Consider the following 12,638-nt stretch of genomic DNA (forward strand, 5'->3'; position numbering starts at 1 on the left):
GTCATTCTCGATGCCGCCGGCGAGCAGGACGGTCTCGAAGACGAAACTGGGCCCGCTCCTTCCCGATGACGTCTGTTTCTCGAAGTGCCACCCGAACTGCGACACTGGCGCGCCGCCACTCGGGTCCCACGTCATGCCGAATCGTGGCCCGCTGTAGTCGAGCCGGACGACCGGCTCCTCCTCCGTAGTGAACCTCTCGGCCCTGATTGAATCGTCCGCGACCTGCGCCGAAGCGGCGCCGGGGAGGACGGATACGAGCAGCACCATGACGCCCCCCACGAGCCTCGACTGAATGTACGATTTCATCTCGATCTCCTCCTCGCACGCCGCACATTCGTGCGCGGGGCACTTCCCCGCTCGATCACGGGCAACGTCCGAGTTCGATCGAGTGACACTGCAGGGGCCGTGCCTCGCGCAGAGCGGCTGTAACTCGTTTCACCGCTACGAGGACACTCAGCGCACGATCTCGCGAACTCTACGGCCGTGGAGTCGACTCCACGTTCGTGGAGCCTCATCGTGACGCGGGCGGAAGCCGTTGTAGACTGCCGGCACATGACGGACTCGATGCCGACTCCATCGCTCGTCGACGCACTCCAGAGCGTGTTGAATCAGGTGGCCGAGCCCTCGCACGTGCTGCGCGTGATCCTCGAGCAGGCGGTGGCGCGAACCGGGGCGGAGCGGGGTCTCTTCGTCGAGGTCGAGGAGACCGGCCGGCTCGAGTACAGCGTCCTTCACGGGTTCGCGCCGAACCAGCTCCAGGGGGACGCCGGTGGCTACAGCCGAACGCTGTTCACCCGCGTGCTCGAACGTGGCGCTGCCGTGCGGCTCGACCACATCACCGACGATCCGACGCTCGCGCCGATCGAGTCCGTCCGGGTTCTGCGCGCTGCGGCCATTCTCTGCGTCCCGATCCGCGCGGGGGATCGCATCGCAGCGCTGGTCCATCTGGAGCACCGCCAGCGCGGTCACTTCACCGAGGCGCATCGCGAGGCGATCGAGGCGCTGGCCGCCGTCGCGGGACCGGTGCTCGCGGCGTTGCGAGCCGGTCGCCAGGTGCTGCGCGAGCGCGACCGCCTGCGCTCCGAAGCGGAAGACAGTCGCCGGCAGCTGGCCGAGGACTGGTCGTTCGGGCGCTTCGTCGGTCGCTCTTCCGTGGTGCGCGATCTCGAAGCCGTCGTGAGGCGCGTCGCCGCCTCGTCGGCGCCGGTGCTGCTTCTCGGCGAATCCGGAACGGGCAAGGGGCTGATCGCTCGCATCCTCCACTCCCAGGGACCGCGTGCGACGGAACCCTTCGTCACCGTGTTCTGTCCGTCGCTCGAGCGCGGCATGGTCGAGGCGGAGCTGTTCGGCCACCGCCGAGGCGCTTTCACGGGCGCAACCGCGGATCGCGCCGGCAAGCTGGCCGCGGCGGAAGGCGGCACGCTCTTTCTCGATGAGATCGGAGAGCTTTCTCCCGAGCTGCAGCCCAAGCTCCTGCGCCTGCTGCAGGAAAAGACCTACGAGCGCGTCGGCGACGCGAAAGAGATGACTGCCGACGTGCGCATCATCGCGGCGACCAACCGCGACCTCGAACGTGAGGTCGAAGCGGGACGCTTCCGCCGCGACCTGTTCGAGCGCCTCAATTACGTGCCGCTCGAGGTGCCCCCCCTGCGCCAGCGGCGCGAGGACCTCCCGCTCCTGCTGCGCCATGCGCTCGACCGTATCGAGGGCGGACGCTGGATCGAGATCTCGCCCGAGGCCGAGCGCGCGCTCGTCGATCTCGATTTCGCCTGGCCGGGCAACGTGCGTCACATCGAGCAGCTCGCGGCGCGGCTCGCGCTCGGCGGCGCGTCCTCGCCGGTCTCGGCAGCCGATTTGCTCGCGAGGCTCCAGCCCGCGGGAACCGGGCGCGCCGTTGCCGGAGCCACCTCCAGCGACCTCTCGCCTGGGCTGCCCGCGCTGCTCGAAGAGTCCGAGCGCGGCTGGCTCGAGCGTGCGCTCGAGCTCCATCCCGGCCTCACGCGCGCCGAGCTCGCCACGCGGCTCAAGATCAGCGAGGCGTCGCTCTACAAGAAGCTCAAGCAGCACGGGCTGACGTGACGGATCCGACCGCGGCCGCGCGGTTCCTGCCCGGTCACCTCGTCGCCGGGCGGTATCGGATCATCGAGCGCGTCGGCCAGGGCGCGATGGGCGAGGTGTTCCGCGCCGACGACCTCAAGCTCGGACACCGCGTCGCCCTCAAGTTCCTGCCGCGCGAGCTGTCCGCGGACCCCGAGAGACTGCAAGCGCTGTTCGCCGAGGTACGCGTCGCACGCCAGGTGTCGCACCCGAACGTCTGCCGGGTCCACGACGTGGTCGAGGCTGATGGCACGCACTTCCTGACGATGGAGCTGGTCGACGGCGAGGACTTGGCCTCGCTGCTGCGGCGGATCGGCCGGCTGCCCTCGGCGAAGGCCGCCGAGATCGGGCGCGAGATCGCGGCCGGCCTCGCCGCGATCCACGACCGTGGCGTCCTCCATCGAGACCTGAAGCCCGCGAACGTGATGATCGACGGCCTCGGCCACGCGCGAATCACCGACTTCGGCCTCGCCGAGCTCCAGGACGCGCGCTTCGATCCCGAGCTGATCGTCGGCACACCGGCTTACATGGCGCCCGAGGCGCTCGCAGGCGGACAGCCGCCGACGCCGCGCGCCGATCTCTACGCGCTCGGCCTCGTCCTCTACGAGCTGTACACCGGCCGCGCACCGGCCACGGCGCCGACGATCGGCGAGCTGATCCGGCTGCGCACCGGAGACCCGCCGCCACCCCCTTCTTCCGTGCAGCGCGATCTCGATCCACGCATCGACCGCATCGTCCTGCGATGCCTCGAGCGCGATCCTGACCGTCGCCCGCGCTCCGCGCACGAAGTCGAGGAGGAGATCCCCGCCCCCGATGCTCTCGAGGCTGCGATCGCCGCGGGCGTGACACCGTCGCCCGAAATCGTCGCCGCTTTCGCACGCGGGCGCGACGGCCTGCGCCTCGCCATCGCCTGGCCGCTGCTCGCGGTCGTGCTCGCGGGACTCACGGCACTCACCGTGCTCGCCCCGCGCACGCGGTTCGTGTCGTCTCTCGTCATCCCCGACTCGCCCGAAGCTCTGGCGTCCCAGGCGCGCGAGCGGCTTCGGCCATTCGGCGCCGAGGGCCGTCATCGCGCGCACGGTTTCGATCTCGGCGACTCATCGGAGCCCCAGGTCAGCTTCTGGTACCGGGAAAGTCCTTCCGAGCTCGTGCCCCGCACGCCGATGGACCGGGTGTCGTACGACGATCCACCTTGGAGTCCGGGACGCGGCTCCGTTCGACTCGATCTCGACGGCACGCTGCGGCGGCTCGATCCGCCGGCGATGCGGCCGCTCCCAGCCGACGAGCCCCTTCGTCCTGCCGCGGGGCCGTGGCGCGCGATTCTCCTCCTGGCCGCGCTCGTGCTCGGGGCGTGGCTCGCGCGGCGCAACCTGATCGCCGGCCGCGGCGACACGAGGCGCGCCGGGCGGCTGGCCGGGGCGATGTTCGCGATCCGGGTTCTCGCCTGGGTGCTCGGCGCGAATCATCCGATGTCGACGCTCACCGAGCAGGTTGCGACGGCGATCGCATGGGGACTCTACGACGCGGCCTACGCGTGGCTCGCGTACGTGGCGATCGAGCCCTACGTGCGGCGGCTGTGGCCACGATTGTTGATCTCGTGGACGCGGCTTCTCGACGGGAGGCTCGGTGACGCGCGCGTCGGGCGTGACGTCCTGATCGGCGGCGTCGTCGGCGTCGTCATCTCCCTCGCCGTCGCCGGACTGCTCGCCGCGACCACGGCGCCGGGCGGGAAGCCGGATGCGGTGGGGTACGTCGAGGCCCAGCTCGCGGCGCTGTTCGGCGAGCGTCAGCAGCTCGCGGAGATGCTTGGTTTCTGGCGCTCGAACCTCATCCAGATGGTTGGATTCCTGGTCATCCTCGTCGCGGCGCGGCTGATCCTGCGTCATCCGCTCGTGGCGCTCGTGGCCGCCATGCTCGTCTTCGTGCCGCTCGCCCGTCCGATCGTGGCTGATCCGGTGCTCGAGTGGGGTTTCGCGATCGCCGTGATGCTGCTGCTCCTCGGCACGCTGATGGGTTTCGGATTGCTCGCGACGCTCGTCTCACTCCTCGTCTACGTCACGCTGCAGGCCGCTCCTCTCGGGCTAGGCGGCTGGGCCACGAGCCGCACGGCGCTGCCGCTGGCGCTCGTGACGGCGGCAGTGCTGTGGGGCTTTCACCGGTCGCTCGGCGGACGCTCGGCCATCCGCGATCTGCCGATGGGCGAGACTCAGAAGATCCCGACCAGGAGTCCCAGCGCGGCGGTCGAGTGATCGAGTTTCCAGGTCTCCGAAGTGCTCACCCCGTCGACCAGGGTTCTCACCGTCGGCCGATGGATGATGTAGGACACTGAGCCCTGCAGCGCGAGCCAGGACGACAAGTCGTACGTCGCGCTCACTCCCGGCTTGAAGACGGCGGAGGTCTTGACGTGGACATCTTCGAGGTCGCTTCCACCCGCCTGATAGGCCGCCACAGCCTCTTCGTCGACCTCGAAATCGTTGAACGATGGTCCACCCGTGACATAAGCGCCAACTTTCATCGGTCCGTGTCGATACGTCCGCCCCACGCCCACGAGCAGCGGGATGGTCCTCACCTTCCCGAGCCGGACCTCGGAGCCGAAGACCTCGGTGGGGACATCCATCCGCGAGAAGCTGAGTGAAGTCTTGAGGTCCCAGTCCCAGCCATTCTCGCCTCTCCGGCCTTGGTTGAGACGATACCTGGGGCCGAAGCTCAGACTCTTGGACTCGAAGCGTGAGTCGGAATAGTCGTGGAAGCTGACGCCTGCGCCCAGGGACAAGCGCTTTGAGCTCTGGGCTTCGGCGACCGCGGCAGTCGACAAGGCCAGCAGCACGAAGATGCATTTACGCATGGTGGGCCTCCAATCCCTTTACGCCGCGGGATTGGAATGCAAGGCCGATGCCCCCATGGGAGACACGGTGTTCGCAAGGATTCATTCAGGAGCTGTGAAGCGAGGTTAAGCCTGGTTCAACCTGCGACAACTCAGCTGAGGGTTCGGCGGCCTGGTGAACACAGGGGGATGTAGATCGACGAATGTCCAATCGATCTGATTCCATGCATTACAACGCGGTGAAGGAGTATGGCGAGCCGAAGGACTAGGCTGCCCGCCGCGGCCGCGGCTGCGCGTGCAGCACGCCGAGCTTCGCGCTGGCTTCGGCCAGGCGCTGCCGATGGTAGTCCATCGCCGCCAGCGTGAAGGCTTCGATCACCTGATGCTCGGTGACCCCAAGCACCCGGGCGTACTCGGGAACCTGGTCGTCCGCAGGCAGCGTCGCCGATGACTCGAGATCGGCCAGCGTCTCCAACGGCCATCCCAGACGGCTCGCCAGCTCCTCGCGGGTGACAGCGCCCGCTGCCGCGCGCCGCAAGGCCGCGAGTGGACCCTTGCCGGCGGCCTGCTCGTGGTGCCATCGCTCCACGCCGGCCAGCGTACCCGTCGACTCCAGCGCCATCTGGCGCACGACCTCGAGGTCGAAACAATTCCCGGGGCAGGTCTTGGTGAGATCGACGTCGCGGTGCCCGATGATGCGCTCGGGCGGAAGTCCGTACTCCACCATGGCCGGGAGAATCACGAGCCCCACGACCACTTCGAGCATGGCGCTCGGCGGCGCCGCCTCGTCGAAGTTGCCGATGCAGCAGACATGGAGCGCGCGAGCGTTCATCTCCTCCTCGGGACAGGCGGACGCGGGGTCGAGCTCCGAGCGGCCCATCAGGACTTCGTAGTGATCACCGACGAGCTCGACGCCATAGTGGTATCCGATCTGACGGAAGCCACGCGTCTCGACGTGGTGATGCCGGATCGCTCCCCAGCTCACGGTCTGGCCGTCCCGGGTTCGCGAATGGTGCAGCATGATGTGGGTGCGTGGGAGCATCCCCAGAGGTATCGGCCGCTGCTGCCGCATTCCTCACGCTGAGATGGTCCTGCCGCGGCCGGTCCCCGAGCTACGGAACGAACGTCATCGCCCGGGTCAGCCGCAGCAAGTATTCGAGGCGAGGAGTGACGTTCATTTGAGGGCCGCTCGAGATTCCTCCAGGAGCCCCGACATCAGAGCCCGGAGCGCCGTCCGCCACACCGGCTCGCCGCCGGCGCCGGGCGCCGTGAGAGCCTGCAGCTCCTCCTCGCGCAGCACTTCCTGGGCGCCCGCCACCGAAGCGGCCATGCCGGTTCGGCGCGCGATCAACCCTTCCGCACCCACTCGCAGCACCTTGCCCTCGGGCGTCACCAGCGCTCCGGTGAGCTGGAGCACCTGCACGGGATCGTCGAGCGACGTGAGCCACGTCACCGGCATCGACCGCCCGTTGCCGAGACCGATCGCCTTGTTGCCTTTCCAATCCTGCTGGCGAATCCAATGCTCGCCGAAGCCGAGCTGCACGGTGACGATCGCTCGAACGCTGTTCCCCGCCGCTTTCCGCGTCGCTTCCTTCCATGCTTTGGAGGGACCTTCCACCTCGAAGGCCATCTTTCGCGGCTCGGTGGGATCCACTTCATCGGGGCTGCGCGGAATGCCGTCCGCGCCGACTCCGCCCCGGCGCGCGCCGAAGTAGATGTCGGGGCCCCCCTCGAGCCTCGGATCCACGGCGAGCGCCGTGGTCAGCCCGAGCCGAATCATCTCCTCGCGCAGCGAGTCGAGGACCGCCGCCAGCCCGGGTGAGCGGTTGGGCGTGGGATCGAGCGACTCTTCGACCAGCCGATACGAGACGGTTGCGTGCGCGGCGGGGCGCACCGTCTGCTTGACCTTGCCGTCGTAATAGGGCGGGCGGTCGAAGCTCCCACGCTGCGTGGCGCCGGAAGCGGTGGAGGACAGAAGAGCCAACGCGCACAGAGCAGTGGCCGAGGCGACGAGAAGCGGAAGCCGATGGGTCCTCATGACGAACTCCGAAGCCAGGGGAGGCAACTGATACCGCTTGTATGGACGGCGAGCCATTCTGGAGATAGCTTGGGTGGTCAGGCTAGTCTCCTTTGGTACCAGGGTTGAGAAGATGCAAGCCAGATCCCTTCGGCGCGTGATCCTCGCATCCTGCCTCCTTCTGATCGGATGCATGGGCGAGGAAAAGACCCCATGCGACCTCTGGGTGGCTTCCGCCGTGGTCTCGGGCCACGTGACGAACGCCTCCGGCATGGCACTCGCGGATGCGGAGGTCGAGCTCGAGTTCGACCGGAGGGGTCGGTGCGACGGAGCGGAAGACTGGTCTCATGGGAACCGAGTCACGACGGACGCCGACGGTCACTACTCGGCCGAGCTCGGTCTCGGCAACTCCCGAGGGCTCCGATGCGTGAGAGTGACCGAAGTGGCATCCGGCACGATTTCGGCGGGAAACGAAGTCGAGTTCGTCGGCGGATGCGAGGAGACGAGGCCACCGGGAAAGCTGACCGTCAATATCGTGGTTCCATAACCCCGCGGATCATGGAGGATTCATGCTCGACCGACGGCTGATCGCACTCATCACGGTGCTCGGCACTCTGCCTGCCACGGTGGCGCTCGCGGACAAGTACACGGACACCATCAAGATCTTCCGCGATGCCGGGCAGAGTGCGAAGTTCTTCGACACCAGCTACGGCTATGCCGTGTTTCCCTCGATCGGCAAGGGCGGCCTTGGAATCGGTGGCGCGCACGGCTCGGGCCGCGTCTACGAGAAGGACGCTTATGTGGGGAACACCTCGATGACTCAGGTGACGGTGGGCTTCCAGTTCGGGGGCCAGGCCTACCGTCAGATCGTGTTCTTCCAGGACAAGCGAGCGTTCGACGAGTTCACCAGCGGAAACTTCGAGTTCGGCGCCCAGGCAACCGCGGTGGCGCTCACCGCGGGCGCCTCGGCACAGGCCTCCACGGCCGGCGGCGTCGGGACCAGCGCCAGTGACAAGGACACCCACGCCAAGACGACCGGGGGCTATCAGAAGGGCATGGCGGTGTTCACCGTCGCCAAGGGCGGACTGATGTACGAGGCGACGATCGGCGGCCAGAAGTTCAGCTACAAGCCGAAGAAGTGACCGCGGCTCCCAGCAGCGTGTGGTGATAGGTGGCTGCGTACTGGAGGCGGCGCCATGCTTCGCTTGCCATCGCGCTCATTGCCGGCACAGTCCTCAGCGCCTGTGCTGATGACAACCAGCTGGGGGCAGAGAATCGCCGTCCCAGAATCCTGTCTCTCACACCGTTCCCCGATTCAATACTCCCAGGTGACTCCGCCATCATTGTCTGCAACGCGCAAGAACCCGATGGCGATACCCTCTGGTACGACTGGATCACAGACTCCCGCATCCGACTAAAGGGCACCGTCGGCTCTGAGCGTACGCTGTACAACACATCAAGTAATGCTCTCGTGGTTTACCAAGGTCGCACCTTTACTGCGCTCGACACAGGTTGGGTGCAGTGCTTTGCAAGAGATGGTCGGGGGAAGTCAGCCAGCCAGGTAGTCTATATACGGCTCATGCCCTAACCACATGGCGCGCGCTGGTCATCGGTTTGAGCGCGCACGTGCAATAAGTACGCACACCGCACGGCACTCTTCCCTCCCGCCATCGGCTCTGCCACCATGGGTGCCTTCCAGGAGACCAGCCCATGAGCACCGACCAGCCATCCGACCAGCAAGCCATCGATCGCCGTCGCTTCCTCCAGCTCGGCGCCACCGCGGGGTTCGGCCTCATGGCGGGACAAGCGGCGGACGCGGGCGCCGCGCAGGAAGCCCGGTCGATCGGCAAGGCTCCGACGCCCATGCCGACGCGCAACCTCGGCAAGACTGGACACCGAGTGAAGCTCTTCAGTCTCGGCGGTCAGGGCGCCATCGAGAAGCCGGAGAACGCCGACGTCGCGGTGCCGATCGTCGAGCGCGCCATCGACCTCGGCGTGAACTACATCGACACCGCGGCCCGTTACGGAGGCCAGGGTCGCTGGAGCCAGCGCTACATCGGCCAGGTCATGGCTCGCCGTCGCAAAGAGGTATTCCTCGCCACCAAGACGCACGATCGCACGGCCGCCGGCTCGCGCCGCCTGCTCGAGGAATCGCTTCGGCTCCTGCATACCGACCATCTGGATCTATGGCAGGTCCACAACCTCGAGGAGATGGACGAGGTCGACCAGATCTTCGCCAAGGGCGGCGCCATCGAGGCCATGCAAAAGGCCCGGGAGGAGAAGCTGGTGAGATTCATCGGCGTCACGGGTCACGCCGATCCGGCGGTCCTCATGGAGGCACTGAGGCGCTTCCCGTTCGACACCCTCCTGCTCGCGCTCAACGCCGCCGATCCGCACCACCTGAGCTTCGCCACCGAGCTATTGCCCATGGCCGTGGAGAAGAAGATGGGCATCATCGGAATGAAGATCCCCGCGCGCGGCCGCCTGCTGTCCTCCGGGCCATCGGAGCCGGGAATCACCATGCGCGAGGCGATGGACTACGTGCTGTCGCTGCCGGTGAGCACGGTGATCGTGGGCTGCGACTCCGTGGCTCAGCTCGAGGAGAACGTCCAGCTGGCGCGCTCTTTCAATCCGATGACTGCCGGACAGATGACGGCTCTTGAGGCGCGCGCGGAGCCGGTGCACCGGGAGGCGCTCTTCTTCCGGCGCTGGACCTGATCAGCGTTCGAAGGGGCCTCCCCGCCACGTCGGAACCGGCGACTTCCCGAGCGCCACGGCAACCGCTTCGTGGGCCAGCAGACGCGTGGAGTCGAGGGTCGGAAGCGGCGAAACGGCCGGCGTCACCAGCAGCGGGATCTCGGTGCAGCACAGAGCGGCGCAGTCGCACCCCGCCTGCTTCAGCTCGGCGATGATCCGCACGTAATCATCTCGCGATGCGTCGCGGATCACGCCCTGGCACAGCTCTTCGAAGATCACTCGATCCACTCGCTCGCCATCGCGATCCGAAGGCGTTCGCATCTCGATCTCCGCGCGAGCGAACGCGTCCCGATACACGGGCCCTTCCATGGTCCACCGGGTTCCGAGGAGACCGACCCGCCGGCGACCGTCCCGTCGAGCGCGCTGCGCCACGATCTCCCCGATGTGGAGTCCCGGCAGTGGCAGCGGTGGCCCCGGCGACTCCAGGGCGATGTGGGCGGTGTTGTCCGAGCACGCGAAGAAGTCGCACTCCGCCTCCGCCAGCCGGCGGGCACTGTCCGCCAGGTGCGCTCGCACCGAAGCCAGGTCGCCGCGATCGTAAGCCGAAAGCGCGGGCTTCATGGGCAGGATCGAGAGCGTGATCTCGGGATGGTCGTGCTCGCCCAGCTGCCGGGCGCTCTCACGGACCATCTCGAGAAAGCACAGGGCCGCGCCGTCGGCCGAGTGTGCGAGTACGCCGATGTGGAGGTGGTCGGGCATGCGGGGCAAAGTATCGCATCCGGCCATTGACCGCCGACCATCGTCGTCCTAGCGTGGCGCCTCTCCAGGAGCAAGTGGCCGCCGACGAGAATGGAGAACCACCATGGCCAAGACAAGGATGCCATCCCGACGCGCCGCACGCTCACTGACTCGGACGCCGAAGAGCAGCACCCCGGAGCCCCTGCGCGCCCCAAGTGACGAGAGCCGGCCCGTCCTTCGTCCCGGTGACGACGCGACGAGCCGAAGTCCGTTTCGCTCCGGACGCATCCTCAATGCGCGTCGCGACACGCCCGACCTGCGCGACATTCTCTACGTTCCGACGCTGGTCGAGGTGCCGCCACGAATTCCCCTCGAGGAATACCGGAAGTTTCGAGTCCCGATCCTCGACCAGGGCACGGAAGGCGCATGCACCGGCTACGGCCTGGCCACGGTCATCCACTATCTCTTCCGCCGGCGCGTGAAGATGCCGGACAAGAAGGTCGAAGTCAGCCCGCACATGCTGTACCGCATGGCTCGCCGCTACGACGAGTGGCCGGGCGAGCAATACGCCGGGTCGAGCGCGCGCGGAGCGATGAAAGGCTGGCATCGACACGGCGTGTGCTCGCTCACGCATTGGCCCAGGGCGGGCAATGGCACGTCGACCACGCTGCTCACCGCCGATCGCGCCGGGGACGCGCTCAAGCGTCCGCTCGGCGCCTACTTCCGCGTCAACCACCAGGACCTGGTCGCCATGCACGCGGCCCTGGCCGAGGTCGGGATCCTGTACGCGACGGCGAGCTGTCACCAAGGATGGGATCACGTCTCCGAGGATGGAAAGATCCGTTACCACGATGGCGATCTCGGCGGGCACGCGTTCTCGATCGTGGCCTACGACCAGAAGGGCTTCTGGATCCAGAACTCGTGGGGAGACGACTGGGGCCTCGAAGGCTTCGGGCATCTGGGCTACGACGACTGGCTGAAGAACGGCAACGACGTCTGGGTGGCGCGGCTCGGTGCGCCCATCGATCTCCAGGCGGTCCTGGGCGATGTGAGCCGGCCGATGCGCTCGGGCAACGTGAAGAAGCCCATCGCGCTCGAGGAAATACGTCCGCACATCGTCGGCATCGGCAATGACGGCTGTCTGCGAACCGGCGGGGTGCTCGGCACGGACCGGGAGGCGGTCGACAACCTGTTCGAGACCGGCGGCGATTTCGACCGCATCACGAAGGATTGGCCGGTCAAACGACTCCTCCTGTACGCGCATGGTGGTCTCAACAACGAGGAAGGCGCGCTCCAGCGCGTCCAGGACTACCGACGGGCTCTGATCGATCATCAGGTCTTCCCCGTGGCGTTCATCTGGAAGACCGACTACTGGACGACCATTCAGAACATTCTCGAGGACGCGAAGAAGAAGCGGCGCCCGGAAGGGTTCCTCGATGCCACCAAGAATTTCCTGCTGAATCGCCTCGACGACGCGCTCGAGCCGATCGCGCGGATCGCCACCGGCAAGATCGTCTGGGAGCAGATGAAGACCAACGCGCGCGACTCGACCGAGAAGGAGACCGGAGGCGCTCGATACGCGGCTCAGCGAATCGCCGAGCTCATGCGCCGCGACAGCAAGGTCGAGCTGCACATGATCGGCCACAGCGCGGGGAGCGTCTTCCACGGGCCGCTGGTCCGTCTGCTGACCTCCAAGGAGCCGGTCTACGGAACCCAGGGTCTCGGACTCAAGGTCAAGACCGTCACGATGTGGGCGCCGGCCTGCACCATCGGTCTATTCCGTGAGTGCTACGAGCCGGCGATCCGGAGCCGCATGATCGAGCGGTTCGCCCTGTTCACGCTCACCGACAAGTCCGAGCAGGACGACAACTGCGCGCTCATCTACAACAAGTCCCTGCTCTACCTGGTCTCGCACGCCTTCGAGGAGAACGCGCGCATTCCGGGGATTCCGGGCACGCAGTACGCCGGTGAGCCATTGCTCGGCATGGAGTGGTGGATCGAGAAGGACCGGGCGCTCGTGTCGCTGCTGGAGAGCAAGATGTGCGCGTGGGTGAAGACCCCGAACACGGCTCCCGAAGGCTCGATGGATGCTTCCACCGCGCAGCATCACGGGGACTTCGACGACGACACGCCGACGGTGAAGTCCGCGCTGGCCCGAATCCTGGGCGCCCAGGGCGCGAGCACGATCGAGCGCGGCGAGCTCCAGTTCGAGAACAGCGCGGCGACCTGGGCCAGCCGGCGCGAGGTGCTGATGAAGTGAGGCGG

General features: G+C 67.1%; 11 protein-coding genes. 6 read left to right on the forward strand and 5 right to left on the reverse strand.

All coding sequences use genetic code 11. The annotated features are described in order from the left end of the window. Window positions 1-306 (reverse strand): hypothetical protein (locus VFQ05_16565; GenBank protein ID HET9328381.1); only part of this gene is annotated, 306 nt, incomplete at its 3' end. 210 nt (window positions 307-516) lie between these two features. Here VFQ05_16565 and VFQ05_16570 point away from each other — a divergent pair. Continuing rightward, window positions 517-2,079 (forward strand): sigma-54-dependent Fis family transcriptional regulator, encoded by a 1,563-nt coding sequence (locus tag VFQ05_16570; protein HET9328382.1) that lies wholly within the window; start codon window positions 517-519, stop codon window positions 2,077-2,079. After that, window positions 2,076-4,346 carry a serine/threonine-protein kinase gene (locus VFQ05_16575; protein ID HET9328383.1) on the forward strand — a complete coding sequence of 757 codons (2,271 nt, stop codon included), beginning with the start codon at window positions 2,076-2,078 and terminating at the stop codon, window positions 4,344-4,346. Before VFQ05_16570 ends, VFQ05_16575 begins: the two co-directional genes overlap by 4 nt. Here the strand turns inward: VFQ05_16575 and VFQ05_16580 are convergent. From VFQ05_16580 to VFQ05_16590, 3 genes are all read right to left on the reverse strand, one after another. Further along, window positions 4,304-4,942: a hypothetical protein gene (locus VFQ05_16580; GenBank protein HET9328384.1), complete on the reverse strand. Its 639-nt coding sequence runs from the start codon at window positions 4,940-4,942 to the stop codon at window positions 4,304-4,306. The genes VFQ05_16575 and VFQ05_16580 overlap by 43 nt on opposite strands. Before the next feature lie 244 nt (window positions 4,943-5,186). Continuing rightward, window positions 5,187-5,963: an N-acetylmuramoyl-L-alanine amidase gene (locus tag VFQ05_16585; GenBank protein ID HET9328385.1), complete on the reverse strand. Its 777-nt coding sequence runs from the start codon at window positions 5,961-5,963 to the stop codon at window positions 5,187-5,189. A 132-nt stretch (window positions 5,964-6,095) separates the two neighbouring features. Then, the gene (locus VFQ05_16590; GenBank protein ID HET9328386.1) at window positions 6,096-6,959 is read right to left on the reverse strand and encodes a hypothetical protein; all 864 of its coding nucleotides are present in this window, start codon (window positions 6,957-6,959) and stop codon (window positions 6,096-6,098) included. A gap of 172 nt (window positions 6,960-7,131) precedes the next feature. On the opposite strand from VFQ05_16590, the gene VFQ05_16595 reads away from it, so the two are divergent. The 3 genes from VFQ05_16595 to VFQ05_16605 all read left to right on the forward strand — a co-directional run bounded on the left by VFQ05_16595 (window position 7,132) and on the right by VFQ05_16605 (window position 9,656). After that, on the forward strand, window positions 7,132-7,485 hold the full coding sequence (locus VFQ05_16595) for a hypothetical protein (GenBank protein HET9328387.1): 354 nt from the start codon (window positions 7,132-7,134) through the stop codon (window positions 7,483-7,485). Window positions 7,486-7,507: 22 nt separating this feature from the next. Continuing rightward, entirely contained in the window at window positions 7,508-8,080 is a 573-nt protein-coding gene (locus VFQ05_16600) for a lipid-binding SYLF domain-containing protein (protein HET9328388.1), read from the forward strand. Between the two features lie 568 nt (window positions 8,081-8,648). Further along, entirely contained in the window at window positions 8,649-9,656 is a 1,008-nt protein-coding gene (locus VFQ05_16605) for an aldo/keto reductase (GenBank protein ID HET9328389.1), read from the forward strand. On the opposite strand, the gene VFQ05_16610 is transcribed toward VFQ05_16605, so the two are convergent. Next, window positions 9,657-10,394, reverse strand: coding sequence for an amino acid racemase (locus VFQ05_16610; protein ID HET9328390.1), 738 nt, complete (start codon window positions 10,392-10,394; stop codon window positions 9,657-9,659). It lies immediately after the preceding gene. A 103-nt stretch (window positions 10,395-10,497) separates the two neighbouring features. Here VFQ05_16610 and VFQ05_16615 point away from each other — a divergent pair, with 103 nt between their 5' ends. After that, window positions 10,498-12,633 (forward strand): C1 family peptidase, encoded by a 2,136-nt coding sequence (locus VFQ05_16615; GenBank protein ID HET9328391.1) that lies wholly within the window; start codon window positions 10,498-10,500, stop codon window positions 12,631-12,633. Window positions 12,634-12,638: the final 5 nt, after the last annotated feature.

The sequence above is a fragment of the Candidatus Eisenbacteria bacterium genome, assembly GCA_035712145.1.
GTDB lineage: Bacteria > Eisenbacteria > RBG-16-71-46 > RBG-16-71-46 > RBG-16-71-46 > DASTBI01.